We start from the raw sequence: 26,053 nt of genomic DNA, 5'->3' as shown, positions 1-26,053 counted from the left end.
GCAGATGCAGCGTTGGCTTTTTCTAGCTGCGACAGCGGTGATTTTTGCAATCATGGCCCTGGCTGTGATCGTACGCGCCATGTCAGGCGGCGAGGATCAAGCCGGAGGATGGGGCGGTGGTCGCACCTTGGTGTCCGCCTACACGGTGCAGACGAGCACTTTCGCTGACGTCGTCGAGGCTCTGGGAAACGCTGGAGCCAATGAGTCTGTCAGCCTGACCGCCAAAGTGTCTGATGTTATCGCTCGGCTCGATTTTGATTCCGGCGCTCGCGTCGAGCAGGGCGAAATCCTTGTGGAGCTGGCGGACGCTGAAGAAGCCGCAGGGCTGAGCGAAGCGCGCGCCACACTGCGCGAGACGCAACGTGATATCGCGCGAATCCAGGACCTGACAGACCGGGGCGTCGCCTCCCGCACTCGACTGGACGAAGCGCAGGCGGCTCTGGATCGCGCCCGGGCGCGGGTGGCGGCGATTGAAGCGCGTGTGGCGGACCGCATCATCCGGGCGCCGTTTTCCGGCGTCATTGGCTTGCGAACCGTCAGTGTCGGCGAACTGGTTGGTCCGGGCGACGTGATCGCCCGGCTCGACGATACGTCTGTGATCAAGCTCGACTTCACCGTGCCCGAACGCTTTCTGTCAGTCATCGACGCCGGTCAGGTCGTGCGCGCCAAGAGCGCAGCGTTTCCCGATGAGGTGTTTCAGGGCGAAGTGAGCCAGGTGGACAGTCGTATCGATCCCGCGACACGAGCAGTCACGGTCCGCGCGCTGATCGACAATGCTGACGGTCGATTGCGTCCTGGCATGCTGATGACGGTCGAATTGCGGCGTGATGAGCGTGAGAGCCCCGCCGTGCCGGGCTCCTCGATCGTTCGCTTTGGCGAGCAGACCTTTGTGTATGTCATCGCCGATGGTGAGGCCGGGCCCATGGCGGTGCGCCGGGACATCGAGCTCGGCTTGCGCAACGCCGGCATGGTGGAAGTCGTGAGCGGGCTCAGCGCCGGCGAAACAATCGTATCTGAAGGCGTGCACCGTGTGCGCGAGGACGCCCCGGTCGAGATTGCGAACGCGCCCGCTCTGGGCGGCGGCCAGGGCCTTGAGATCCAGACCGGGGAGGCCGCGCGATGACCCTGACTGATATCGCCGTCCGCAGGCCTGTGCTCGCTTTCGTGGCGAGCGCGCTGATCATCGTGTTCGGCTTCATGGGCTTGCAAGAGCTTCCCTTGCGCGAAATGCCCGATGTGGATCGCCCCATCGTTTCCGTCAGCGCGGATTATCCCGGCGCCAACGCGGAAGTCATGGAAAACCGCGTCACCCAGGTGATCGAAGACAGCCTGTCCGGCATTGAAGGCGTGGACACGATCAGCTCGTCCTCGCGCGACGGCTCGTCTCGCGTCACCATCACCTTCACCCTGGAACGCAATATTGAGGCGGCGGCCAATGATGTGCGCGACGCCGTCTCCCGCATTCGCGACCGCATGCCCGAAGACGTGCAGGGCCTGGAAGTGTCCAAGCAGGACAGCGATGCGCGGCCCTTCTTGTGGTACATGCTCAGCTCTGACCGGATGACGCGGGAAGAACTGACCGATTACGCAGACCGCAATATCGTTGATCGCTTCACCGTGCTCGACGGCGTGGCCAATGTGCGCATTGGCGGACAGCGTCGCTACGCCATGCGCATCTGGCTTGATCCGTATGAGATGGCGGCGCGTTCGGTGACGGTGTCTGACATTGAAGCGGCGTTGCGCTCTGAGAATGTCGAGGCGCCCGGCGGCGCCGTGGAAACCTCCGACACCCAGCTTTTCGTGCGCGTTGAACGCTTGTTCGCGGATGAGGACGCCTTCTCGCGCATGCCGATCCGCGTGTCAGAAGACGGACATGTGATCCGTCTGGGCGAGGTCGCTGATGTGGAGCTGGCGGCGGAAGAGCACCGCTCCTTGTTCCGCGGCAATGGCCAGAACATGGTGGGCTTGGGCTTTGTGCGTCAGAGCAAGGCCAATTCCGTCGCCGTGGCCGAAGAGATCAACGCCGCCATAGACCGCCTGCGTCCGCAATTGCCCGAAGGCATGCAGATCGTCGCCGGGTCTGACGACACCATCTTCATCAAGGAATCCATCAAGGAGGTCTGGCGCACCTTCGCCGTGGCCGCCACATTGGTGGTGCTGGTGATTTACCTCTTTCTGGGCAGCTTCAGGGCCGCCATCGTGCCGGCGGCCGTGGTGCCTGTCTGCATGATCGGCACCTTCGCCATCCTCGCCGCGGGCGGCTTCTCCATCAATATCCTGACGCTTCTGGCGCTGGTGCTGGCGATCGGGCTGGTGGTGGACGATTCCATCGTGGTTCTGGAGAACATCCAGCGCCGGGTCGATCTGGGCGAGCCGCCCATGCTGGCCAGCGAACGCGGCGGACGCCAGGTCTTCTTTGCGGTGATCGCCACGACCGCAGTTCTGGTCTCGGTCTTCATGCCGTTGATTTTCCTTCCGGGGCTCATCGGTCGGATTTTCGCCGAGCTGGCGGTGACCATCACCGGCGCCGTGGTGTTGTCGAGCTTTGTCGCGCTCACCCTGTCTCCGATGATGACGTCAAAATTGCTCAAGCCCAGCACTGAGCTGCGCGGTCCCGCCCGATGGGTGAACAGGGGCCTCGATCAGGTTCAGATGAGCTATCGTCACAGCCTGAAGCTCATTCTGGGCATGCCCTGGATCGTTGCGCCGCTGATCATCGTCGCTGTGGCGGGCTCGGCCTTCATGTTCTCACGCCTGCCTGGCGAGCTGACCCCGCCGTCTGATCGCGGCAGCTTTTTCGGCTTTGTGGGCGCCCATGAAGGGGCGAGCTTTGATTATATGAGCGGCCAGATGATGCAGGCCGAAGAGATCGTGAACAGCTATCTCGACAACGGTGAATTGCGCCGGGTTCTGGTGGTGTCGCCGGGCTGGGGCGGATCGGGGTATAATTCCGGCATCGTCATCGGCAGCATGACCGACTGGGATGAGCGCCGTCCGGGTGATGAGATCGTCAATGAGATCAACGCGCGTCTGGGCCAGTTGCCCGGTGTTCGCGCCTTTGTGTCCATGCGCTCGCCTCTGGGCGGCGGCGGGGGCGGCGGCAACGACATCCAGTTCGTGCTGCAAGGGCCTGAATATGAGCTTCTGGACCGCGAGGCGGACCGGCTGATCGCGGATATGGCCGAACGCAATCCCAATCTCATCCGCGCTCGCAAGGATTACCAACCCACGGCGCCGCGTCTGCTGGTCGATATCGATCGCGAACGTGCGGCGGCTCTGGGCGTGTCGGTGTCTGACATCAGCCGCACCTTGCAAACCCATCTCGGGTCGCGCCGGGTCGGGCAATTCATTGATCGCGGCGAGGCCTATAATGTGATCATGGAGAACCGGCAGGCGGACCGGTCCAGCCAGAACGACCTGGAAGCCCTGTTCGTCCGGGCGCAGTCAGGCGATCTGATCCCGTTGTCGAGCCTTGTGAATTTGCGCGAAGTGGGCGAAGCGCCCAGCCGCTCGCGCATTGATCGCCAGCGCGCGGTGACTGTCTCGGCCACCATTCAGGGTGACTACACCATTGGTCAGGCCGTGGAATGGCTGGACGCCTGGGCGGCGAACACGCTGCCGCCGGAAGTGGGCACGACCTATGTGGGTGAAGTGCGCGAATTCCTGCGGTCCAACAACGCGATCTATTTCGCGTTTGGTCTGGCGCTCCTGATCGTTTTCCTGGTGCTGGCGGCGCAGTTTGAAAGTTTCATCCAGCCCGCCGTGATCATGCTCACCGTGCCGCTTGCGGTCGCGGGCGGCCTGTTCGGGCTTTATATAGGCGGGTCGAGCCTGAACATCTTCTCCCAGATCGGATTGATCATCCTGATCGGTCTGGCGGCGAAGAACGGCATTCTGATCGTGGAGTTCGCCAATCAGCTGCGTGAAGAGGGGATGACCCTCGCTGAAGCGACGCTGGAGGCGTCTGTCACCCGCCTGCGTCCGATCTTGATGACGGGCGTGTCCACCGCCATCGGCGCCTTCCCGCTGGTGATCGCGAGCGGTCCAGGCTCTGAAACGCGGGTGACTATCGGTCTGGTGATTTTCACCGGGGTGATGGTGGCGACCCTGTTCACCCTGTTCGTGGTGCCGGCCGTGTATGGCGTTCTGGGCCGATACACCAAGACGCCGAACTGGGTGACGCGCCAGCTTGAAAAAGAAGCGCGTGAGGTGCGCGGCGCGGATCCGATAGACCCGCCCGCAGCGCCCGCGGAATGACAAAGAAAAACCCCGGAGCTCGCTCCGGGGTTTTTTGTTCAGCGTTGCGATAGAGCTTAGTTGGTGTTCACCGCCAGCCAGGCGATCAGGTCATGACGATCTTGTTCATCACGCAGGCCTGCGAAGCTCATCCGGTTGCGCGGAATGTATTCGCGCGGATTGGTCAGATAGCCGTCCAGCGTTTCCGCGCTCCAGACAATGTCGGCTTCGCTCATGGCCGGCGAATAACGGAAGTCTTCCTTGTGTCCCGCTTCACGACCGAACACGCCATGAAGGTTCGGGCCGACCATGTTGCGACCGCCTTCATCCACGGTGTGGCACGACTGGCAGCGGCGGAAAATCCGCGCGCCGTTTTCAACGCTGGCGCTCACATAAGGCTCGCCCAACTCGGACAGAAGGCTGGTTTCGGCGTCGTCTTGCGCGGACGCTGCGCTGGTCAGGGCGAGGGCGGCGATGCCCGCGAAAATCATACGCATAGAGGCTTTCTCCTGTTGAACTCAGGTACGAGTGTGCATCTAGCGCGCCTAATCGGGTCCGGCAAATGCGCCAACCGTCGCAGTGTGCGCCAATCGTCACCTTGAAATCATGAGCTTGCGGCCCGATTAAGGCCGTGAGTGTGCAGGTGCGGCAAGATGAAACAGCGTCGCGCCCCTGTCCTGACTGACTCATGTCACTCGATCTCGCTAAGATGACCTGGATCAGGCGGGGATGAGGCCAGATGGCGAACACATCACCCATAGCGTGTTTTGAAACGCGCGATCTGTGCAAGGTTTACGGGGAGGGCGCGGGCGCCGTTCACGCCTTGCGCGGCGTCAACCTGCTGGCGCCGGAAGGCGAGCTCGTGGTGTTGCTCGGGCCGTCAGGGTCCGGCAAATCCACCTTGCTCAATATTCTGGGGGGGCTGGATCGCGGCTCCAGCGGCGAAGTGTTCTTTCGCGGACATCCCCTGCACGCCGCCAGTGAGCGCCAGCTAACACGCTATCGGCGCAACCATGTGGGCTTTGTCTTTCAGTTCTACAATCTGATGCCCAGCCTGACTGCGCTTGAAAACGTGGCGCTCGTCACCGAGGTGGCGCGCGATCCCCTGCCGCCCGAAGAGGCGCTGGCGCTGGTGGGCCTGCATGAACGCATCCATCATTTCCCCGCCGAGCTGTCGGGCGGCGAGCAACAACGCGTCGCCATTGCGCGCGCCATCGCTAAAAAACCCGAAGTCCTGTTGTGCGACGAGCCCACGGGCGCGCTGGATTCCGCAACCGGCATCAAGGTTTTGCAGGCGCTGCGCGAGGTCAATGAAACCCTAGGCGCGACCACGTTCATCATCACCCATAACGCGTCCGTGGCGGACATGGCTGACCGGGTCATCGTCTTCGGCGATGGTCAGATCCGGGAGAACCGGGAGAACGCCACCAAGCTGGATCCGAAGGAGATCGCCTGGTGACCCGGCGCTGGCTCTCAGTGCTGGACCTCAAGCTCTGGCGCGATTTCTGGTCCATGCGCGGTCAGGCGCTGGCGATCGCGCTGGTGATTGCGGGCGGCGTGTCGGTGCATCTGGTGATGGCGGGCATGCTGGGCTCGCTCGATGAAACCCGCTCCGCCTATTACGAGCGCTACCGGTTCGCGGACATCTGGGCGCCGGCGGTGCGCGCGCCCAACGCCGTCATTGACGATATTCGCCAGATCGACGGCGTCGCGGCCGCGCAGTCACGCATTCTCGCACCGGTCTTGTTCGACATGCCGGACATGACGGCGCCGCCAAGCGGCGTCATTCATTCCCTGCCGCATGTGGGACGGCCTCTGGTCAATGATATTCATCTGCTTTCGGGCTCCATGCCCGACCCGGCGCGCCGTGATCAGGTGGTTGTGCTGGAGGGGTTCGCGAGCGCGCACGATCTGAAACCGGGCGACATTCTGGACGTCACCATACGCGGTCGGCGGGAGCGCCTCGCCGTGTCAGGCATCGCGCTGGCGCCGGAATATGTCTACGCCATCGCGCCCGGCCAGCTTGTGCCGGATGCGGCGCTGTTCGGCGTTCTGTGGATGGATCGGGATGCGCTGGAGACCGCCGCCGATCAACAAGGCGCGTTCAATGAAGTCGTGGTGCGCTTGTCGCGCGGCGCTGATCCGGCGCCGGTCCGGGCTGCAATCGACCGTATTCTCGAGCCCTATGGCGGATCCGGCGCCTATACCCGCCGGGAGCATGTCTCGGCGGCGTTCTTGCGGAGCGAGCTTGATCAGCTTCAAACCATGGGCGCCATTCTGCCGCCGATCTTCCTCGCGGTGGCGGCGTTTCTGGTCAATATCGTGATTTCGCGGTTGATCGCCGTGGAGCGCGAGCAGATCGGGCTTCTCAAGGCGTTCGGCTATTCGTCAGAGGCGGTGTCGCTGCACTATCTCAAGCTGGTGGCGGTCATTGCGGCTCTGGGGCTTGTGATCGGCTTTGGTCTGGGGACCTGGCTGGGGCATTCCATGGCGGTGATGTACACGCGGTATTACAGCTTCCCCTTCCTCATTTTTTCAGCCAGCCCGGGCGTCTACGTCATTGGCGTTCTGGTCACGCTGGCGGCGGTCGGCGGCGGCGCGATGTGGGCTGTACTCAAGGCGGCGCGGCTGGCGCCGGCGGTGGCGATGCGCCCGCCGCCGCCGCCCGATTACTCGCGCGCCGCCGGCGCGGTTCTGACCCGGCTGAACGTACTCGACCATCAAAGCCGGATGGTCTTGCGGCAGATATTCAGATGGCCCGTCAGGGCGGGGCTGACCGTCACCGGCATCGCCGCCTCGGGCGCGCTTCTGGTGATGACGCTGTATTTTCTTGATGCGATGGAGGTGATGATCGAAAGCTATTTCGACCTCTCCAATCGCTATGACATGGCCGTGACCTTCACCGAGCCGCGCACCATGACCGCGTTTTACGAGCTCGCAGGGCGAGAGGGCGTCGTGGAGGCGGAGCCTTACAGGGTGGCGAGCGCCCGTTTGATGTTTGAGAATCGCGAAGTGCTGATGAGCCTGACCGGGGTCGTGGATGACCCGGTGCTGTCGCGAATGATGGATGGGCGCGGGCTGACCGTCTCGCCGCCGCCCGGCGGTCTTGTGTTGTCTGAAGACCTGGCGAACCGGCTAAACGCTGCATCGGGAGAGATGCTTGCGGCTCAGGTCACCGAAGGCGCCCGTCCGTTGCTTGAGCGGGTCATCACGCAAACGCCTTCTGTTCTTGTGGGATCAGGCGCGCAGATGCGCCTTGGCGATCTGAACGAGGCGCTGGGCGAGGGGCGCGTGATTTCCGGGGTGTATCTGCGCGTGGACCCTGACTTTCAGGACGCGTTGTACCTGGAGCTGAAAGACGCGCCGCTGGTGGCGGGCGTCCAACTGCACGCCATCGCCCGAGAGAATTTCACCGCGCTGATGGACCAGTCCATGCAGCGGTCAATTTATATCTACACGCTGTTCGCGGGCATGATCGCGCTGGGAGTGATCTATAATTCGGTGCGCGTCTCGCTCGCCGAACGCGAACGTGAACTGGCGTCCTTGCGGGTTCTGGGCTTCACCAAGGGCGCGGTCAGCTACATCTTGCTCGCTGAAAGCGCCATCCTGACCCTGGTGGCCCTGCCGATCTCTCTGGTCGCCGGCGCGGGTATGGCGTGGAGCATGGCGAAAGCCATGAGTTCGGATTTCTTCCGACTGCCTTTCGTGATCGAGCCGGCCACTTACGGGTATTCGGCCTGCGTCCTGATCGTGATCGCCCTGATCAGCGGGCTGATCGTCCGCCAGCGCATCAACCGGCTCGACCTGATCGCTGTCCTGAAAACGCGCGAATAGCTTAGGAGGCGCCCGATGACCTTGAACTTTCGAACGGTGTTCTGGCCTGCGGTCGGGCTGATCGCTTTGGCGTTGATCATCTACGCCTTTCTGCCGCGTCCCGTTCCGGCGGATTTTGCAAGTGTCGAGCGCGGCGTGCTGACGGTGACCGTTCAGGATGAGGGCTATACCCGGGTGCGAGAGGTCTACACGGTGTCTGCGCCGGTTGGCGGGCGATTGCTCAGGGTTGACCCCGAAGCAGGCGACGCTGTGAGAGTGGGTGAGGTGCTGGCCAATATCCTGCCCTCTGACCCGGCCTTTCTGGATGCGCGCAGCCAGGGTGAAGCCGAGGCGGCCTTGCGCTCGGCTGAGGCCTTGTTGGGCTTTGCGCAAGCGGATGTGGAGCGGGCGCGTGCTGAAGCTGATTTCGCGCAGGCCGAGATGGACCGGATCAATACGCTTTACGAGCGCGGCACCGTCAGTGAAGGCGCGCTGGATCGGGCGCGTCTGGCGCTCAGAAGCGCAAATGCGGCGCTGAACACCGCTCGCGCCAATGTGCGCGCCCGCCAGGCGGAGCGCGATGCCGCGGCGGCGCGATTGATGGAGCCCGGCGATAACGGCGATGCGCGCGGCCTGGTCGAAGTGACGAGCCCGGTCAGCGGTCGTGTGCTCCGGTTGGTGCAGGAAAGCGAGACGGTTGTCGCGCCCGGCGCGCCCTTGCTGGAGTTGGGCGATCCTGAAGACCTGGAAATTGTGGTGGAGTTGTTGTCCACCGACGCCGTACGCATCACCGAGGGCGCTGCGGCGACGCTGGAAGACTGGGGCGGGGCGCCGCCATTGCGCGCCCGGGTCAGCCGGGTGGAGCCCTTCGGGTTTCTGAAAATCTCCGCGCTGGGCGTGGAAGAGCAGCGCGTCCGGGTTCGGCTGGATCTGCTGGACCCGCCGCAGATGTGGGAGAGCCTGGGCCATGGCTTCCGGGTGGAGCCTGCGATTGAGGTCTGGCGCGGCGAGGATGTGCTGATCGCGCCGGTGGCGGCGCTCTTCCGGCGTGAAGGCGGATGGGCCTGTTATGTGGTGGAGAACGGACGCGCGCGACTGCGCCAGGTCGAGATCGGACAGGCCAATGGCGTTGACGCTGAAATTCTCAATGGCCTTGAAAGCGGTGAAACCCTGGTGCTCTACCCTTCAGACCGGATCGAGGACGGCGTGCAAGTGACCGAGCGCGGGGAATAAAGCTCGCCCAACGAACCCGCAGGGTTCGCAAGGTCAAAGGCCGCCCGCAGCGTAGCGAGGAAAGAGCGATCCAACCCGCAGGGTTCGCAAGGTCAAAGGCCGCCCGCAGCGTCAGCGAGGATGGAGCCCGAACCCGCAAGGGTTCGCAAGCGCGAACGCGCGTCCGCAGCGCAGCGAGGATCTTCAAATACAGGGGAAACTGGCGCCGGCTGAGGGAATCGAACCCCCGACCTTCGGTTTACAAAACCGCTGCTCTACCAGCTGAGCTAAGCCGGCGCGTCTGGGCTTTCTACGCGGGAGCCGGTCTGTTGGGCAAGCGTCTGGATGCAGACAATGCAGGTGATGGGGGCGGGCCGCTGAAGCGGGCTGGTTTCCCTTTGCCGTGAGCTTGGGTAAGAGTGCGCGTCTCATCCCGTGACAGACCGGATCTATTCCCCATGGCCCGCATACTCATCACCAGCGCTCTACCGTATATCAACGGCGTCAAGCATCTCGGCAATCTGGCCGGCTCCATGCTGCCCGCCGACGTGTATGCGCGCTTCATGCGGCTGAGCGGCCATGACGTGCTGGCGATCTGCGCCACCGACGAACACGGCACGCCCGCCGAGCTGGCCGCCGCCGCAGCGGGCCAGGATGTGCGCGCCTATTGCGACGAGCAGCACGAGATCCAGAAATCCATCGGCGAGCAGTTTGCGCTGAGCTGGGATTATTTTGGTCGCACCTCTTCGCCCCAGAACGCTGAACTGACCCAGCACTTCGCCGAAGTTCTGGAAGCGAACGGGTTGATCGCTGAAGTGGTCGAGCAGCAAGTCTATTCCATTGATGACGGCCGTTTCCTGCCTGACCGCTATGTGGAGGGGACTTGCCCCAATTGCGGGTTTGAAAAAGCGCGCGGCGATCAGTGCGATAATTGCGGCAAGCTTCTGGACCCGATCGAGCTGATCGAACCCTATTCGGCGGTGTCTGGATCGAAGAATCTCGAAGTGCGCGATACGCGCCATTTGCAGCTCAAGCAGACCGATATGGAAGCGCGCATCCGCGCCTGGGTGGATGCAGCAGACGGCTGGCCGCAATTCGCCAAATCCATCGCCTATAAATGGCTGGATGAAGGCCTGCGCGATCGCACCATCACGCGCGACCTCAAATGGGGCGTGCCGGTCACCAAGGACGGCCAACCGCGCGAAGGCTTTGAAGACAAGGTCTTCTATGTCTGGTTTGACGCGCCCATCGGATACATCTCCGCGACCCGTGAGTGGGCGGAGAAAAACGGCGGCGACTGGGAAAGCTGGTGGCGGACCGACAAGGGCGCCGACGATGTCCGCTATGTGCAGTTCATGGGCAAGGATAACGTCGCCTTCCACACGGTCAGCTTCCCGGCCACGCTCCTGGGCTCTGAAGAGCCGTGGAAGACGGTGGACGCGCTCAAGGCGTTCAACTGGCTGACCTGGTATGGCGGCAAGTTCTCCACTTCCAACAAGCGCGGCGTCTTCATGGACCAGGCGCTGGAGCTTTTGCCGTCTGACTATTGGCGCTGGTATCTGACCGCCTATGGCCCTGAGGGGGCTGACGCGCAATTCACCTGGGATCATTTCCAGTCCAGCGTGAACAAGGACCTGGCGGATGTTCTGGGCAATTTCGTCAATCGCATCCTGAAATTCGGCGCCAGCCGGTTTGACGGCGTGATCCCTGAGGGCGGAACGCCGGGCGAGGCGGAAGCCTGGCTCGAGCAAGAGGTCGAGACTCGTCTTGCCGCCATCGCCAGCCATTATGAGGCGATGGAGTTCCGCAAAGCCGCCGCGGAAACGCGCGCGCTGTGGGCGGCGGGCAATGAATACCTGACCAGGGCTCAGCCCTGGGTGCATTTCAAGACCGATCCGGTCCAAGCGGCGCTGGGCGTCCGCATGGGGATCAATCTGGTGCGCCTGTGCGCCATCGCCGCCCAGCCGATTATTCCCGATGCGGCGGGCAAGATCTTGTCGGCGCTGGGCCTTGAAGGCGTTCAGGACTGGCCCACGGGCGATGCGAAAACCCTTCTGGGCGCGCTTGAGCCGGGTCGGGCGTTCACTCCGGCTGAAATCCTGTTCGCCAAGATCGAGGATGACCAGGTCGCAGAGTGGGCTGAGCGGTTCGGCGGCGCCGAATAAGGCGAGTTCGGGCGCTGAATACGCCCATTACGGTTAGTCTTTCGTTTAGGCTGACTTGGCATTGTCTGCTTTGGACCAGACGACGGGGCTGATCATGAGCGAAGCGGCGACCTTGGGTGAGGGCGCGCTGTCAGCGGAGGCGTTGACGGCGGCGAACGTGCATCCAGACACCGGCCTAGCGACTGACTATCTCAACCATTTCAACGAAGTGGTCATGCTTCTTGAGATGCTGCCAGATATGCCGGACTTCGCCGAGGAAGTCCTGGCGTGGGAGCCTGTTCCCTATGAAGAGCATTTCGAGCGCACCAATTATGTGGGCAAAGAAACTGTAATCGCCGCATACGCCGCGGTGGACCACACCTTGAAAGCGCATCTTGAGACCATCGTAGCCGCCGTGAACGATGAAATGCGCGAAGCCCAATCCAAAGTCGAGGCCGGCGATTTCGCGGGCGCTTCGGCCATGGCGGGCAGTGAAATTGAATCGCTTCTGGCCGCGGCCCGCGCAGCGGTTCAGGGCCGGATCGAAGGCGAAGGCATTGATGACAGCGCCGCCGCTCAGGCAGCCGCCGACGCCCTGTTCGATTGACGATCTGACCATTCTTTAAGTTGAGCGTGTTCCCGTTTGCGACTTAATCTGTCTGTGCATAAGGGAGGGGCCTGATGGACTATGATCGCGACCGCTACGACGCCTGGACCTGGAAGCATCCGCTCATCCTTCACTGGGTGCTTAATCCCGGACTGGCTATCAATGAGCTGGTGCTTGGTCAGCGCATACCGCGTCTGACCTTGATCGATACCCAGTCTGAAGCGCCGTTGGTTGACCGCCAGTACATCCCCTGTCCGCATTGTCAGGCGCTCAACCCGGCAGTCGTCTATAAGAACGCTCGTTTTGGCAATTACGCAGGTCTGGTCTGTCCTGAGTGCGGTGAGGAGATCCCGACGGTCAAGAATGCGCTGACCTGGCTTTTGCTCATGATCAGCTGGCCGCTCTGGGCGCCGTTCAAGCGGCGCGTGGCGCCTGCCATGCTGGCGAAGCAGCGTGCGAAAATGCTGCACCAGACACCCGACGACGCCCGAGCTCCATCTCAATCGAAAGTTTCGGGCCTGAAGCTGGGCGCCTTTTTTGGCCTGTTCATGGGCCTGTTCTTTTTTGCGACGGCCATGCTGGGCGGTGGCGGTTTCGGGGCAGCGCTAACATCGTCGGCAATCGGCGGGGCGCTGGGGGGCGTGTTCTTCGGCGTCACCATGAAACTGTTTCTGACGGTGGCGGGCCGCCGCGCAGCGCCGGAAACCCCTTCGCAGCACTGACGCTTTATGCGTTGACCTCCCCGGACTGACGGTCTGCAATGCCGCCAAGAAAAAAAGGGGAGTCGCACTTATGCGTCATTTGTTCATGGCCGCCGCCGCAGGGCTGGCGCTGACCGCGCCGTCTTTGGCTCAAGACGATCTGCGCACCGCCATCGCCGCCGACTGGGATAATCATTTGCAAGCGCTCTATGAGCACTTCCATGAAAATCCCGAGCTCTCCTTCATGGAAGTGGAGACCGCGGCGCGACTGGCGCAAGAGCTGCGCAGCGCCGGGTTTGAAGTCACCGAAGGCGTGGGCCGCACGGGCGTCGTCGCAGTGATGGAGAACGGCGAGGGGCCGACCCTCATGTTACGCGCCGACATGGACGGCCTTCCCGTGCGCGAGGACACGCCGGTCGAGTACGCGTCTGAGATTATGGGCGAGGACCGGATGGGCAACACCTTCCCGGTCATGCACGCCTGCGCACACGACACCCACATGACTTCGCTGGTCGCCGCGGCGCGGTATATGAGCCAGAATCGAGATGACTGGTCGGGGACTTTGGTGCTGATCGGCCAACCTGCTGAAGAAGTGGGGCTCGGCGCGCTCGCCATGCTGTCAGATGGTCTCTATGAGCGTTTCCCGGCGCCGGACGCGGTCGTGTCCTATCACACCTGGGGATACATGCCGGCCGGCGTGATCCGCTATGCGCCGGGCTGGGCGATGGCGAATGTGGATTCGGTCGATCTGTATGTCCGCGGCGTCGGCGCCCACGGCGCCTCTCCGCATCTGGGCAAGGACCCGGTGGTCCTCGCCAGCCAGATCGTCACCAATCTGCAGACGCTGGTCAGCCGCGAGCTGTCGCCGCTTGAAACCGGCGTTGTGACCGTCGGCGCGTTCAACGCTGGGACCAAGCACAACATCATCTCTGATGAAGCCCATCTTCAGATCACGGTGCGGTCGTATTCTGACGAGGTGCGCGAACGCCTGATCAGCGGGATCGAACGGATCGCCCGGGGGCAGGCCATGGCGGCGGGGTTGCCCGAAGAGCTGATGCCGGTGATGGAGGTCGAAGAGACCTACACGCCTGCGCTCTATAATGACCCGGCGCTGTCTGACCAGGCGGGCGCCGTGCTGTCCGCCCGGTTTGGCGAGAACGCCGTGGGAACCGCGGACCCTGTGACCGGCGGCGAAGACTTCTCGCGCTATGGCCGCACCGAGGAAGACGTGCCGATCTTCATGTTCTGGGTCGGCGGCGCTCCTCAGAGCGTGTGGGAAGAGTATCAGGCGCGCGGTGAAACCCCGCCGGCCAACCACTCGCCCTTCTTCTATCCTGACGGCGAAGGCGCGGTGACAGTGTCCTCTGAAGGCATGGTGGCGATCGCGCTCGACCTGTTCACCAACGGCGTGCCTGAAGGCGAGTAGACGATGACCAAACCCCGTCACGATATCCAGCGCGTCACCTCTGGCGCGCCCTGGGAAGAGCTGGTCGCCTATCGCCGCGCCGTACGCGTCGGAAACCAGGTGTTCGTGGCGGGGACGGTGTCGGTGGATGCGCAAGGCCAGCCGTTCGCGCCCGGAGACGCCGGCGCCCAGACCTCACAATGTCTTGAAATCATCGCGCAAGCGCTGGACAAGGCGGGCTCCCATATCAGTCATGTCGTGCGTACGCGCCTTTACGTGACTGATATGAGCCCTGAAACACAACGCGCGGTGGGGCAGGCGCATCGCAAGGTGTTCGCAGAGTTTCCGCCCGCCAGCGCGATGATCGGGGTCGCGGCGCTCGCCGGGCCTGAGTTTATTGTTGAGATTGAAGCTGATGCGGTCATCCCGCCCGGCGACTGATTTTTCAGGATGTTTTGATGGATGCTTCCTTGATCCCCGCCGACCAGAACCTCGCGGTGATGGCCGGGCTGACCGTGATCGCTGCTGCAGGCTTTTTGCTCGAAAAGACCAAGTTCGGCGCTCTGCTGACGGGCACGGTGTGGACGATTCTTTTGGCGATCCTGGCCTCCAATCTGCGCATCCTGCCGTTTGACGCGCCAGCCTATGGGTTCGTGTTCACCTATGCGGTGCCGGTGCTGATTCCGCTCTTCCTGATGAAGGCGGACCTCAAGCGGATATTCTTCGAGACGACCCGTATGACCGGGGCCTTCCTGATCGCGTCCTTCGCCACTCTGGTCGGTGCGTTGGTCGCGTCCGCCGTGTTGCCGCTTGGCGAGCATGAGGTCGGCATCGCCGCTTCGCTGACGGCGTCCTATGTGGGCGGGTCCGTGAACTTCGCGGCGTTGACGGACGTGACGGGCATCGCCCAGGACGCGCCTGGCGTGGTGTCCGCCATGCTGGCGGCGGACAATATGGCGAGCGCAGCCTATCTGGGACTGTTGGCGGTCCTTCCTGGAATCACCTTTATCGCCAGTCGTTTCGTCAAGCGTGATCACAGCGCGGGTGAAGTGGAGGAGCAAGGCGAGGCCAGCGAGGGGCGCGCCACGCCGCTGAGCCTGGGACTGACCCTCGCTTATGCGCTGCTTGTTGTCGCGGTGGGTGATTTTCTGACCGAACTGACCGGCTTCTCCCAGTTGCGCTACGTCATCATCACCGCGCTAGCGCTGATCTTGCCGACCGCCATCCCTGGCCGGATGGCGAAGCTGCATGGCGGGTTCGAGCTGGGCGTTGTGTTCGCCTTCCTGTTTTTCGCAGCCATCGCGGCGGGCGCCAATGTGGCCCAGCTGATCACCAGCGCGCCGATGATCATCGCTTTCATCGCGATCCTGTTATCGATCCACGCGGTTATTGCGTTCACGCTCGCCAAGCTGTGCCGGCTTTCCCTGCCCGAGATCATCATCGCCTCGAACGCCGCCATTCTCGGCGCCACAACCGCGCCTGCGCTGGCTGCGGCCAAAGGCTGGCGTGATCTGGTGACGCCAGGCGTGCTGGTCGGCGTGCTCGGCTATGCTGTGGGCACCGTGTTGGGATCTGTGGTGTATGGCATTTTGGGCTGACGCCTGTAGCCGGTGCAACCAGCCCCCAGACCAGTCGACCTTCGCCCGCCCCAGGTTCTTTGCTGAGGTCAGGAATGTCGGTTCGCCGGCATAACGACGCCCCTCAGATCGGCGGAGCCCATCAATCAATCGTTTTGGCTCGGAAGGCTTATAGGGGTTGCGAGCGCTCAAAGGGTGTCGATAATTCGCCTCATAAGGAGGCGTCATGGCAGACATACCCATGCACGAACCAAACGGCGCGGGGGGAGGCTTCGGCGGCTTTCACGGTGATTTCGGCGATGATGGCGATGGTGAGTTCCAGGTCAGCTTGGAGATTGAGGTTACACTCGACCTGGAAACGACCGAGCTGGACTCTGTCGCTGCGGTGTTCGCTGACGGGTTAAGGGAGAGACTGAACGCTTGGTATCAGCAAGAGGTCGCACCAGCTGACGATCTCACGCCGATGATTGACCATCTCACGGTAGAGCTGATCGAGGTCCGCCCAGGCAGCGTCATAGCCCGCCTTCGTGTGAGCCTGGGCGTTTGGGGAGGCCGAGCATGGAAAGCGATGCAGGCTCTGGCTGTCTTGATCACCCTGACAGGCGCCGTACCTGAGGGCGCACCGCCTACAAAGACCGAGGCGGCTGCAGGCTTTGAGGTGCTTGTGATCAAGCAATGCGAGATCACAGGTGAACAGATGACGGGCAAGAAACCCGTGGTTACCCCCATGGGACCTTCGGACACCAAGCCGGTCATGAAATCCTGATCAGCCCGCCAGTCGCGCCCGTCCGATCAGCCAGTCATGATCGATGGCGGCTTCGCCGGCGCCCAGAGAGGTGGGATTTTCGGCGATCCGGCGCCCGATATAGGCGTCCGCCGCCGGATCCAGTCCGGCGCGGATCAGGGCGCTGGCGGTGAGGGCGGTGGCCGACCATTCCGCAAAGCGGCGCGCATCCGCTTCGCCAATGCCGCCCGACGCCATCTTCGTCAACGCATTAAGGCGCGCATCAAGGGCCGGGTGTCGGCCAAAGGCGGGCGCCAGTTCGGCGGCGAGGGCGTCCCGCGCCGCTGTATCGCGCGACAGGGCGCGCAGCACGTCGAGCGCGATCACATTGCCCGAGCCTTCCCAGATGGCGTTCAGCGGGCTCTGGCGGAACATGCGGGGCAGCGGGTGTTCTTCCACATATCCTGCGCCGCCATGGGCTTCCATGGCCTCATAGGTCAGATAGGGCGCCCGCTTGCAGATCCAGTATTTGGCGATGGGGGTGAGCAAGCGCGCCAGCGCCGCTTCGTGCGGATCGGTCTCGGCCTTGTCAAAACTCTCGGCGACCCGGAAGGCGAGGGCGATCGCGGCTTCAGCCTCCATGGACAGCTCGCCCAAGACTTCGCGCATCAAAGGCTGGTCGATCAGGCGGCGCTGAAAGGCGCTGCGGCGGTCAGCGTGCCAGACCGCATATGCGGCGCCATTGCGAATGAGGCCCGCCGACCCCGCCAGGCAATCGAGCCGTGTGTGATTGACCATTTCAATGATGGTGCGCACGCCACGTCCGGGCTCGCCCACGCGGCGGGCCCAGGCGTCCTTGTATTCAATTTCGGAGCTGGCGTTTGAGCGGTCGCCTAGCTTGTCCTTCAGCCGCTGGATTTCAATCGTGTTGCGCTCCCCGTCCGGGGTCCAGCGCGGCACGAGAAAGCAGCTGAGTTGCGCGTCGTCGCCCGCGCCTTCATAGGCGAGGGTCAGGAACCCGTCGCTCATGGGGGCCGAGCAGAACCATTTATGCCCGGTCAGCGTCACCACATCGCCGTCCTGGCTTTCTGCGGTGGTGGCGTTGGCGCGCACATCAGACCCGCCTTGTTTCTCGGTCATCGCCATGCCCAGCGTCAGTCCGACCTTGTCTTCAGGCGGCAGGAAGCGCGGGTCATAGCGCCCCGAGGTGACGCCCTGAACCCACGGGCCGGTCCAGTTTGCGTTCTTCAACGCCGGAACGCTGGCGTATGTCATGGACTGCGGGCAGCAGACGCCGGCGTCAGCCGTCCCCATCAGCATCAGAAGCGCGGCGTGCAGCGAGTGCGGCGCTTGCTTTTCCGTCCAGGCTGCCGACGACACGCCATGGCTCAGGCCCAGCTCCATCAGCGCATGATAGGCGGGGTGGAACTCGACCTCATCTATGCGATGACCAAACCTGTCGAAGGGTTTGAATTTGGGTGGGTTTTCATTCGCCATCCGGGCCAGGTCCTGAACGCTGTCAGAGCCGATTTCGGCGCCCATGGAGGACAGGCGATCGGCATGCACGTGGGCGCCGTTGCGCGCCAGCGCATCCTTGAGCATGGCGTCGTCGGAATACCAGTTCACCCCGACAAGCGGTTCGGACTGGTTTTCAACACTATGGGTGGCGAGGTCGGAGCGGGGGGCGTGATGTCTCATACCTGGCATCAAAGCGTTTTGAGCGGCGGCTGTCGACCGGCGCAACATGGAGAAAAGTTTAGTCTGTCGCAATGTTGTGGTGGGGTGTCTTCAGCCAGCATGCAGATGCGATGGCGTTGAGGGGGACAACCCGCGCCTAATGATAACAAACTCAAAGATGTGAGGGTCGATATGACGGTCATGGTTCTGGCGCTGGCGACGGCGATGCAAGCGGGCGGCGCGCCGTCCGTAGAGATTGAAAACTTCATCGGTACGGTGCGTGTGGAGCACGGCTCTGTGCTTGAAGCTCGTTTCGAACGCGGCGGCTCCAGCGCTGACATCCGCAATGCGGACGGCGCGCTGTATGTGGACGGCGGCGAAACCATGCGGCGCATGCGGTGCTTTGGCGGATTCCGGGAGCAACGTGTCGGACGCAATCGGCGCGAAGCGCTGTCTTTTGACGAGCTGCCGGTTCTGGTCATCTCGACGCCGAACCCGGCCAGCGTGGAGCTTGATGACTCGATTGTCCGCGCCGAACTGGGCGCCACTCAATCGCTTGATCTGGTGATGTCGCATTGCTCAACGCTTGAAGCAGGTGATGTAAGCGATGACGCACGCTTGGCTATTCGCGGTTCGGGCCATGTGAGCGTGGGCGAAATCGGCGGCGCCTTGAATGCGGCGCTGTCTGGCTCGGGGCATCTGAGCGCCGAGGATATTGGCGAATCGGTTGATCTGGCCGTGTCAGGTTCCGGCGATGTTGAGCTCGGGGATGTAGGCGGCGACATGGATATCGGAATTTCCGGCTCTGGCGAAGTCGAAGCCGGTCATGTGGCGAGCCTTGAGGCCAGCGTCTCCGGCTCCGGCAATGTCGAGATCGGTAATGCGCCGGGCGGCGTTCAATATGCCGCGTCAGGCAGCGGTGATCTGTCGGTCGGCGCCACGTCTGATGTGTCCGTGAGCATTTCAGGCTCCTCCAATATGGAAGTCGCCAGCATGGACGGCGTTCTGGAGATGAGCAGCAGCGGCTCAGGCGATGTGCGCATTCAGCAAGGCCGCGCCAGTTCAGTCGAAGCGCGCCTGGGCGGCTCGTCGGATCTGTGGTTCGGCGGCACCGCAGGCGATGTGGACATCCATGTGAGCGGCGGGTCAGACGCCTACATTCGCACGGTTACCGGCCAGCGCAATATCCGCACCTCCGGCGGCGGCGACTTCACCACGGGCGGCTAGGCCGACTGAGAATCGGATCACTCCGCCTTGGGATTGATCCGTGGATCAAAGCGGGAGGCCTCGTACAGCGCGATCGCCGCGGCGTTCGACACATTGAGGCTTTCCGCTTTCGGTCCCATCGGGATGCGCGCCAGCGCCGAGCAATGCTCGGCCACGCGCGGGCGCAGGCCATCGCCCTCCGCGCCCAGAACCAGCACCAGGCCCGGCCCGGCGTTCTCGGCGACTTCGACCGCCAGGCTGGCGTCCGCTTCGCCCGCCAGGCCGATCACATAGCGGCCCGCTTCCTCAAGCGCGATCAGCGTATCGGCGATATTGGTGACCTTCACATGAGGAATGGTCTCCGCGCAGCCGACCGCGGTCTTGCAAAGGGCGCCAAAGAAGGGCGGCGACTTTCGATCCTGAACGACCACCGCGCGGACGCCGAAAGCGGCGCAGGAACGCAGGATGGCGCCCACATTGTGCGGGTCGGTGATCTGGTCGAGCACCACCAGCAAGCCATGGGTGGGTTCAAGCACGGCGTTCAGCGATTCCGCAGGCGGCGCGCCGGTTTTCAGCGCGAAGCCCTGATGCACCGCGCCTTCGGGCAAACGGGCCGTGATCTGGCCGGGCAATTCAATGTCGGCGAGCTTGCTGAACGTGTCGTCCAGCTCGGTCGCAGCATTGCGCGTCACATGCAAAGAGATGTGTTTTCGCTTGGGGTTGGCCAAGGCCGCCAGGACCGCATGGCGACCCCAGATCCACCCCTGATCGGGGCCGTCACGTCGGGCTGCATTTCGCGCTGCAGAACCCTTTTTATCGGTGTTGCGCCGTTGAAAAGCCATGACTATAGTCCGCGCTCCAAATCAGGAAGCGGCCTCGTTAAAGCCCTTAGCGCCTAAGCGCAATCGGTTGATGCGGTGAAGCCCTGAATTGGCCCGACGGCTGAGCTCCCAATCAGTCGTTTTCGCGGTGACGCGAACCCTGTGGAGGGGTGGGAGAGTGGTTAAATCCAGCAGACTGTAAATCTGCCCGTTTCGGCGTACGCTGGTTCGAATCCAGCCCCCTCCACCATTCTGTTTTCATTGATAAATCGAGACTGTTCCAGCCTGTTCCAAACAGTCTATTCCGAACGCCTGTCTGGCGGTTATTCCGAACTCTGTTCTCTTTATGTGTTTTTACCGCGCCTGTAAGCGACCCGCTTTCGAGTGGCTAGAATGGCCTGGGTCTCTGTGCGGTGGATGTAATGATCGAGGGTGCCGCGGTGTTTGTGGCGGCTCAGAGCTTGCGCCCAGGTGTCCGGCAGCTCGGCATCACCCAGCTCAGTCGCTCCACCATGCCGGAAGGCTTTCATGGCGATATGATTTCCGAGCCCAGCTTTTTCCCGGATCTCACGCACCTTCTTCGCCCAGAAAGATTGGTCATAGCCCACCCATGGAGTCTGGGCGGTGGCGTTCGACCGCTTCCTCACCCCTTTGGGATACAGGACCATCAGGTCGCCTTTGCGCCCTCTGCCGGCAAGCATGAGCGCATAGTGCTCCAGCTCCGGGTAGAAGAAGTGCAGCTCATCGGTTTCAGGATCGATTTCATCGAGCGTGAACCATTGGCCCGCACCATTCTTGCCTGAGAGCCCGAAAGCCTGCTGCGGCATTTCTGGCGGGCGCCAGTGGTCCCATGTCATCCTGTAGAAGACATCTTCCGGCCGGGTCAGAAGCTCCCAACAAACGCGGGCCGCGAAGGCCAGCTCGATATAGTCGAGCTCGACAGCGGTCTCACAGAAGGCGTTCAACTCCTCAAGCGTAGCTGGCGTAGTGCGTTGCCGGACACGGCGCCCCTTGTAGACATTCTCGAAGGGGTTTTCGGGGGGCACATCCTTGGATTTGCGCTTGGCCACATTCCAGGCGAGTTTGCACACCGTCATGGCCAACTCTGCCTGACGGGTCAGGCCCTGTTCAACAAACCGGTCGTAGAGCTTGTCTACGACAATGGGTGTGATCTTGAGCGCCGCGCGTTGCCCCAGAAGACTACCATCCTTGAGCGCATGACCGCCCACGCGCCGCATGGCGCGCTCATACTCTTTCCGGGTGGCATCACCGATGGCGCGATAACTGCGATCGGTCCGGTACAGCTCAAAAACCCAATCAAGGGTTCCGTGTCGTGCTGGCATGTCTGCGTCACGACCCTGGCGCCATGCGTCGAGCGCACTGTTGAGCCTGTGAGCTTGCTCGAAAGCCCTGAGCATTTCTGCGCCAAGGGGGCTGGCTTGCAGCATGCAGCCCTGCTTCCTGAATTTTGTAGGGGGCTCCCAGAACCACGACAGTGACCCGTCAGCCATCGTCTTCGATCTGGTGTAGCGTGGCTTGTCGCCGGGATTGGCCTCGATCATACGAGGCTCTCCAGCTCTTCGTCCTCGCGACGGAGTCCGTGCGCCCGGTCCAGCGCCGCGTCCAGATCTTCTCTCAGCCATCTCTCGCCTTTGCCCTCGATATTCTTCGGGGAGGGGTAGAGCTTGCCCTTTCCTGTCGCGCGACGGAAGGCCTCGACCGATGTCTCGTCGACATAGGCGGCAGCCGTTGCGGCTCGCATCTGGCGGGGCCAGGCGTTTATGCGAGCGGGGAGGGTCACGTCAGGGGCGCGCCCCCATGTTGATTTTCTCGCCCTCAAAAGAGGCGAAGAGATTACCCTGAATAAGCTGGTTGCGTTCGAGCTCATCGAGCCAGGCGAGGTAGGCTGAGGTTTTGAGGTCTGGGCGCTGTAGCCGGGATCGAGCAAAAACGATAGCAGCCTTCAGCGCGGCGTCACGGGTCGGGTCTAATGGCTTGGGGAATTGAACCGAATTGCCCAGAGGGCCGCTGAATCCGCCGATAGAGTGCATGGCGCCGACCGTCCAGACCCAGCCACCGTCCATCTGCCCCAGCCGGATCTCCACGAGCGGGTTTACATTGCCCTTCTGGGGCAGGGCGAAAACCTCGATGGGCTCTACATGCCGGAAATGATCGCGCTTTCTGGGCGTGGTCATGAGGCCGCCTTTCGCTCGATCCATTGATGATCATGCAGGGCGTTCAATGCCTCCCCGATCTCATCGAAGACCCGCGTAGAGACAGCGCCGTTGTCCAGAGCCCAGCCTTTGGCTTCGGAAGCGCATTGGTCGGGCATAACCCAGCTGAACGTCACAAGCGCGCCCGCTTCAGAAAAGCCGAGGACTGCGCACTTCGGGAATTGACGGGTTGAGGGGAAGACCATCACGCCACCTCACAGGGTTCTGCGAACAGATCCAGTTGCAGGGTGAACCGCGCGGAGTCGTCTGGGCTTGCTGGCTGGTCGTCTTCTGGCCGAGCTCCAAAGGGTGAGCCATACCGGGCGTGGAAGAGCGCGTAGCCGGGCGTGGGCACCCATTCCATGATGTATTGCTCAGGATCGCCGGAGAGTGTGTTCCCCCGCACGACCTGGGCGGCGATCCCTCGCAGGCTTAGCTGGATAAAGCTCATCTTGAAGCAGAGGTCTGAGAGGTCGCGTGCCTCAACGAACATCGACGTGGTGACCGACAGCCCTTGCGCCTCAACATGATCAGCTGCGGCCAGGATCATCGCCCCGGCGCCCGCTGCGGGCTCGTGCAGGGTGAAGAATCCCTTCTTCCCGCTGAGACGGCGCGGATCGCCAAGCTGAATTGCCGCCATCATTCGGCACACATCGTATGGGGTGAAGAACTGCCCCATGAACTTGTTCAGGGTCTCGATGTGGCCGGCAGCGCGTCCGAGGAAGTCGATGCCGCCCTCTGGAAGCTGCTGGACCAGCGGCGCCATGAGTTCAGGCATGGCCCGGATGATGTCGAGCTGACCGCGCTTCTCGTACCGGCCCACGATGGCCATGTAGGCGTTCTCATGGTGTTCCGGCTTCGGGTCATTGACCCTCGCACCGGTCATCATCCACGCGCCTTTGGCAAGGGAATGGAAGGCCAGGTCCACGAAGTCGCAGAAGGTCTGGGAAGGGCGCTCGGCCCGGTTCAGGGTGATGAGCTTGTCCGCCCACTTCTCAGGTGTCATCACCGGTCCCCCGAATAGTCAGGCAGCAGCTTCGGCATATTGCCGGTGCTGTATGCGTCTTCGATCTGAGGCTTGGCCCAGGAGCCGACCGTCTGTCCGTCTGGCAGGATGATGTGAGCCAGGAACTCGTCCTCGAACTCAGTGATGCCGCTTTCAACAGCTTCGAGCTTGGCCTTGATGACGAGCGCGAGCGCGCGCCAACGCTGCCGGCAGGCTTTCTCCCATTCCGCCGCGGCTTGTTCGCTTGAGCGCTTCAGATTCCGGCCTGGTGTGTGCGTGAATTCGCGCGCCGTCCGGTCAGGCAGGGGCAGTATGAATTTCACCTGCCGCCCGCGCATCCTGAAGCCGACGAGGGCGCGATCACCTTCCGAGCCATAGATGAAGCCATCGGCGCCGTAGCGCTGAAGCGTCTGCTCGATCTCGGCGCGTGACTGAAAGGTGGAGACCTGAGTGTCTTTGGCGTAGCGGCTCATTGCATGCCTCCTTGGACCGGATACCCGTCATGGATCACCCCATCGAGAGCGCGGCCTTTGGCCTTGATCGCCTTCTGATCGGGGCCTTCCCACTGCTTGAAGAGGAACGGCACGTCAGCCTCGGCGCACTGGTCGCGGAGCTGGCGGAACCAATCGGGGTCAGCGGGCCGGTACTGCGCGCCGCTCTCGCCCCCGGCGATCACCCAATGAAGCGCGGGCCCATTTTCGAGTTTGCTGCGCGAGCATCCGGCGCATGGCTTAGCTGGCCCACAGAAATGATTGGTCAGATAGACCGGCCCCCAGAAGTGACCGGTCAGATCGACCGGGCCGATCAGGGGTTCGCAGGAGAGGAACCGGATTGCGGCCGGCACCTGAAGGAGCGCCGGTATGCGCTGATCTGCGGACTTCTGATCCTCGACGGTCGTCCCGATCCAGACGTGTGAGGGCAGGCCGTCGCGCCAGCGCTCGGGGATCATCTTCATGATGTTCTGAGGGCGCTTCGTCAGCAGGAGCCAGTCGAGGTTCGGCGTCTCGTCGATCAGCTTCCAAAGGTCTTCGCGCCACCCCGGCAGGATGCTCCGGTGATTGTCGAACACGTCCGCCAGGCTTGCAACGAAGACGCGAGGCCGGATGCCGGTCTTGTCGGCTTGCCGGTTCCATTTGCGGGGGTTCGGCCACGTCTTCGTCAGGGTCCGGTCAGCGTGCGGCCCCCAGCGGTTTCCGCCGAAGCGATGGTCCCATTTCTCCGCATAACAGAAGTCACACGCCGCGCTGACTTTGGTGCAGCCGATCCACGGGTTGAAGGTGTGGGTCGTCCACTCGATACCGCTGTCCTCAGCCATCGGACGCCTCCACCACCTGATCGACGTTCGCGCGGATGACCTCGAAGCTGACGGCCACGACCCACGGGTTTGAAGCCCAGGAGAAGGCGCCGCCGTCGCGTTTGGCGTTCAGGCTGTCCCAGAGATTTTCGAAAACATCGCGCTCGTTCTCGACATGAGACCCTGACGGCATTCCTACGGTCAGCGCATCTTCACGCCACTCGTCCCAATCTTCAGTGATCGCGCCTTCAGCTCGAATGTCTTTGGTGCTGATCTCCTGAAGGCGCTGAACGCGGACCTCGGTCACTCGCAGGGTCAGGCGGGACGCCCAGCGGAGCATGAAGATGGAGGGGCGCGTCTTGCCGGCGATCCCGAAGCTGTCCGGCTCGGTAGTTGCTAGAAAATCAAGGTTCGGATGCGCCGTCCGGGGGAGCTCGCGAGGCTTGTAGCGGTCGAAGCGCGCATCGACGCGCCAAGTCTCCTTCACCCAAAGCAGGTCGCCGGGAGCAAAACGGACATCGATATCGCTCTCGGCGGCATCATTAACATCGGATTGAACGCTTAAGGTCCAAATCGAGGAGCCGAATTGGTATTCGTCCTCTTGCCATATCCCAGAGAGCGGCCAATCCATGATGTCTTTGCCATGGTGCAGGTAGGAGGGCGGCTGAGGCTTCAGAACCCGCCGCGTCTGGGTCTTGCGACCTTCGAGCAGCGCGCGGACCATCGGCCCGCTGAACAGGATCGGGCGGACGGTCATGACTGGCCCTCCGGCTTTTCCGGATGCGCGTACTCGACGCCTTCCAGATTGTGGAGCGGGCCTTCGAAGATGCAGGTTTCCCCGTCGAACACGCGGACGCGCTCAAGACTGCAATAGAGGCCGGGAAGGTCGGCTGAGACGGTGATGCGGGTGACGATGCCAGCCTCGCGCCAAGCGCCGTCTATGGTGCGCATGTATCCCCTGCCAACGTGGAAATATAGCGCCTGGGTTCCTTCCTCTTGGGGAAGGCCGGAAACGGAAATAGCTTCGCGAACCTCGCTCATGCATCCTCTCCCTGACGAGAGAGAACCAGGTCTTCGATCAGGCCAGAAACGCGGGCTTTCGCCCGCTGGGTGAGGCCCGGCCAGTGCTTGCTGACGATGTTGAAGTGCCGGTCAGAACGCAGCGCAGCTTCGTCGGCCGGCATGGGCGTGTCGCCCCCTTCCAGGCCCTCGTAGAAATACTGGACGGGCACATCGAGCGCTTCTGCGATCTCGAACAAGCGGGATGCGCTCACACGGTTGGCGCCGGTCTCGTACTTCTGGATCTGCTGGAAGCGGATGCCGACCGCCTGGGCGAGCTTCTCCTGAGTCATCTGCAGCAGCTTGCGGCGAAAGCGGATGCGCTGGCCCACATGGGCGTCGATTGCGTTGGTCATGA

25 protein-coding genes and 2 tRNA genes are annotated in these 26,053 nt (G+C 62.6%); 14 read left to right on the top strand and 13 right to left on the bottom strand.

Annotated features, from left to right (window positions below; all coding sequences use genetic code 11):
* The first annotated feature begins 4 nt into the window (after positions 1 to 4).
* Both ACTIGF_RS00570 and ACTIGF_RS00565 read left to right on the top strand, forming a co-directional pair.
* The gene (locus ACTIGF_RS00570) at positions 5 to 1,123 is read left to right on the top strand and encodes an efflux RND transporter periplasmic adaptor subunit (protein WP_439635019.1); all 1,119 of its coding nucleotides are present in this window, start codon (positions 5 to 7) and stop codon (positions 1,121 to 1,123) included.
* On the top strand, positions 1,120 to 4,257 hold the full coding sequence (locus tag ACTIGF_RS00565) for an efflux RND transporter permease subunit (RefSeq protein ID WP_439635018.1): 3,138 nt from the start codon (positions 1,120 to 1,122) through the stop codon (positions 4,255 to 4,257). The genes ACTIGF_RS00570 and ACTIGF_RS00565 overlap by 4 nt, the downstream gene beginning before the upstream one ends.
* Positions 4,258 to 4,313: 56 nt before the next feature.
* On the opposite strand, the gene ACTIGF_RS00560 is transcribed toward ACTIGF_RS00565, so the two are convergent.
* Positions 4,314 to 4,733, bottom strand: a complete 420-nt coding sequence (locus ACTIGF_RS00560; protein ID WP_439635017.1) for a c-type cytochrome — start codon at positions 4,731 to 4,733, stop codon at positions 4,314 to 4,316.
* Between the two features lie 242 nt (positions 4,734 to 4,975).
* Here ACTIGF_RS00560 and ACTIGF_RS00555 point away from each other — a divergent pair, with 242 nt between their 5' ends.
* The 3 genes from ACTIGF_RS00555 to ACTIGF_RS00545 are packed head-to-tail and all read left to right on the top strand — an operon-like array spanning position 4,976 to position 9,282.
* Positions 4,976 to 5,695, top strand: coding sequence for an ABC transporter ATP-binding protein (locus ACTIGF_RS00555; RefSeq protein WP_439635016.1), 720 nt, complete (start codon positions 4,976 to 4,978; stop codon positions 5,693 to 5,695).
* Positions 5,692 to 8,070, top strand: a complete 2,379-nt coding sequence (locus ACTIGF_RS00550; protein ID WP_439635015.1) for an ABC transporter permease — start codon at positions 5,692 to 5,694, stop codon at positions 8,068 to 8,070. The genes ACTIGF_RS00555 and ACTIGF_RS00550 overlap by 4 nt, the downstream gene beginning before the upstream one ends.
* Positions 8,071 to 8,085: 15 nt before the next feature.
* On the top strand, positions 8,086 to 9,282 hold the full coding sequence (locus ACTIGF_RS00545; RefSeq protein WP_439635014.1) for an efflux RND transporter periplasmic adaptor subunit: 1,197 nt from the start codon (positions 8,086 to 8,088) through the stop codon (positions 9,280 to 9,282).
* A gap of 200 nt (positions 9,283 to 9,482) precedes the next feature.
* On the opposite strand, the gene ACTIGF_RS00540 is transcribed toward ACTIGF_RS00545, so the two are convergent.
* Positions 9,483 to 9,558, bottom strand: a tRNA-Thr gene (locus ACTIGF_RS00540).
* Positions 9,559 to 9,719: 161 nt separating this feature from the next.
* Here ACTIGF_RS00540 and metG point away from each other — a divergent pair.
* The 7 genes from metG to ACTIGF_RS00505 all read left to right on the top strand — a co-directional run bounded on the left by metG (position 9,720) and on the right by ACTIGF_RS00505 (position 16,461).
* The gene (metG, locus tag ACTIGF_RS00535) at positions 9,720 to 11,426 is read left to right on the top strand and encodes a methionine--tRNA ligase (protein WP_439635013.1); all 1,707 of its coding nucleotides are present in this window, start codon (positions 9,720 to 9,722) and stop codon (positions 11,424 to 11,426) included.
* Positions 11,427 to 11,520: 94 nt separating this feature from the next.
* Entirely contained in the window at positions 11,521 to 12,012 is a 492-nt protein-coding gene (locus ACTIGF_RS00530) for a hypothetical protein (RefSeq protein WP_286800430.1), read from the top strand.
* Between the two features lie 74 nt (positions 12,013 to 12,086).
* Positions 12,087 to 12,734, top strand: coding sequence for a hypothetical protein (locus ACTIGF_RS00525; protein ID WP_439635012.1), 648 nt, complete (start codon positions 12,087 to 12,089; stop codon positions 12,732 to 12,734).
* A 70-nt stretch (positions 12,735 to 12,804) separates the two neighbouring features.
* Complete coding sequence (locus ACTIGF_RS00520) at positions 12,805 to 14,139, top strand: amidohydrolase (RefSeq protein WP_439635011.1); 1,335 nt, start codon at positions 12,805 to 12,807, stop codon at positions 14,137 to 14,139.
* 3 nt (positions 14,140 to 14,142) lie between these two features.
* Complete coding sequence (locus ACTIGF_RS00515; RefSeq protein WP_439635010.1) at positions 14,143 to 14,559, top strand: RidA family protein; 417 nt, start codon at positions 14,143 to 14,145, stop codon at positions 14,557 to 14,559.
* Positions 14,560 to 14,576: 17 nt separating this feature from the next.
* Complete coding sequence (locus tag ACTIGF_RS00510; RefSeq protein WP_439635009.1) at positions 14,577 to 15,716, top strand: DUF819 family protein; 1,140 nt, start codon at positions 14,577 to 14,579, stop codon at positions 15,714 to 15,716.
* 205 nt (positions 15,717 to 15,921) lie between these two features.
* Positions 15,922 to 16,461: a hypothetical protein gene (locus ACTIGF_RS00505; protein WP_439635008.1), complete on the top strand. Its 540-nt coding sequence runs from the start codon at positions 15,922 to 15,924 to the stop codon at positions 16,459 to 16,461.
* Here the strand turns inward: ACTIGF_RS00505 and ACTIGF_RS00500 are convergent, their stop codons facing one another.
* The gene (locus ACTIGF_RS00500; protein ID WP_439635007.1) at positions 16,462 to 18,117 is read right to left on the bottom strand and encodes an acyl-CoA dehydrogenase family protein; all 1,656 of its coding nucleotides are present in this window, start codon (positions 18,115 to 18,117) and stop codon (positions 16,462 to 16,464) included. It abuts the gene before it with no gap.
* A gap of 171 nt (positions 18,118 to 18,288) precedes the next feature.
* Here ACTIGF_RS00500 and ACTIGF_RS00495 point away from each other — a divergent pair, with 171 nt between their 5' ends.
* Positions 18,289 to 19,323, top strand: a complete 1,035-nt coding sequence (locus ACTIGF_RS00495) for a GIN domain-containing protein (RefSeq protein ID WP_439635006.1) — start codon at positions 18,289 to 18,291, stop codon at positions 19,321 to 19,323.
* A 17-nt stretch (positions 19,324 to 19,340) separates the two neighbouring features.
* Here the strand turns inward: ACTIGF_RS00495 and ACTIGF_RS00490 are convergent, their stop codons facing one another.
* The gene (locus tag ACTIGF_RS00490; RefSeq protein WP_439635005.1) at positions 19,341 to 20,144 is read right to left on the bottom strand and encodes a TrmH family RNA methyltransferase; all 804 of its coding nucleotides are present in this window, start codon (positions 20,142 to 20,144) and stop codon (positions 19,341 to 19,343) included.
* A 143-nt stretch (positions 20,145 to 20,287) separates the two neighbouring features.
* Here ACTIGF_RS00490 and ACTIGF_RS00485 point away from each other — a divergent pair.
* Positions 20,288 to 20,373: transfer RNA gene (locus ACTIGF_RS00485), tRNA-Tyr, on the top strand.
* Between the two features lie 94 nt (positions 20,374 to 20,467).
* On the opposite strand, the gene ACTIGF_RS00480 is transcribed toward ACTIGF_RS00485, so the two are convergent.
* The 9 genes from ACTIGF_RS00480 to ACTIGF_RS00440 form a co-directional block, all read right to left on the bottom strand.
* On the bottom strand, positions 20,468 to 21,685 hold the full coding sequence (locus tag ACTIGF_RS00480) for a hypothetical protein (RefSeq protein WP_439635004.1): 1,218 nt from the start codon (positions 21,683 to 21,685) through the stop codon (positions 20,468 to 20,470).
* Positions 21,682 to 21,885 carry a hypothetical protein gene (locus ACTIGF_RS00475; protein ID WP_439635003.1) on the bottom strand — a complete coding sequence of 68 codons (204 nt, stop codon included), beginning with the start codon at positions 21,883 to 21,885 and terminating at the stop codon, positions 21,682 to 21,684. Before ACTIGF_RS00475 ends, ACTIGF_RS00480 begins: the two co-directional genes overlap by 4 nt.
* A gap of 40 nt (positions 21,886 to 21,925) precedes the next feature.
* Positions 21,926 to 22,318, bottom strand: coding sequence for a hypothetical protein (locus ACTIGF_RS00470; RefSeq protein WP_439635002.1), 393 nt, complete (start codon positions 22,316 to 22,318; stop codon positions 21,926 to 21,928).
* Between the two features lie 223 nt (positions 22,319 to 22,541).
* Positions 22,542 to 23,342 carry an N-6 DNA methylase gene (locus tag ACTIGF_RS00465; RefSeq protein ID WP_439635001.1) on the bottom strand — a complete coding sequence of 267 codons (801 nt, stop codon included), beginning with the start codon at positions 23,340 to 23,342 and terminating at the stop codon, positions 22,542 to 22,544.
* Positions 23,342 to 23,815 carry a hypothetical protein gene (locus tag ACTIGF_RS00460; protein ID WP_439635000.1) on the bottom strand — a complete coding sequence of 158 codons (474 nt, stop codon included), beginning with the start codon at positions 23,813 to 23,815 and terminating at the stop codon, positions 23,342 to 23,344. Before ACTIGF_RS00460 ends, ACTIGF_RS00465 begins: the two co-directional genes overlap by 1 nt.
* A complete protein-coding gene (locus tag ACTIGF_RS00455; RefSeq protein ID WP_439634999.1) occupies positions 23,812 to 24,657 on the bottom strand; it encodes a DUF5131 family protein in 846 nt (281 codons plus the stop codon). The genes ACTIGF_RS00460 and ACTIGF_RS00455 overlap by 4 nt, the downstream gene beginning before the upstream one ends.
* On the bottom strand, positions 24,650 to 25,393 hold the full coding sequence (locus ACTIGF_RS00450) for a hypothetical protein (protein ID WP_439634998.1): 744 nt from the start codon (positions 25,391 to 25,393) through the stop codon (positions 24,650 to 24,652). Before ACTIGF_RS00450 ends, ACTIGF_RS00455 begins: the two co-directional genes overlap by 8 nt.
* A complete protein-coding gene (locus ACTIGF_RS00445; RefSeq protein WP_439634997.1) occupies positions 25,390 to 25,677 on the bottom strand; it encodes a hypothetical protein in 288 nt (95 codons plus the stop codon). Before ACTIGF_RS00445 ends, ACTIGF_RS00450 begins: the two co-directional genes overlap by 4 nt.
* Positions 25,674 to 26,051: a helix-turn-helix domain-containing protein gene (locus ACTIGF_RS00440; RefSeq protein ID WP_439634996.1), complete on the bottom strand. Its 378-nt coding sequence runs from the start codon at positions 26,049 to 26,051 to the stop codon at positions 25,674 to 25,676. The genes ACTIGF_RS00445 and ACTIGF_RS00440 overlap by 4 nt, the downstream gene beginning before the upstream one ends.
* Between the last annotated feature and the right edge of the window lie 2 nt (positions 26,052 to 26,053).

The sequence above is a fragment of the Oceanicaulis sp. genome (assembly GCF_051859625.1).
Taxonomy (GTDB): Bacteria; Pseudomonadota; Alphaproteobacteria; order Caulobacterales; family Maricaulaceae; genus Oceanicaulis.
This window is presented reverse-complemented; position numbering and strand designations above follow the sequence as displayed.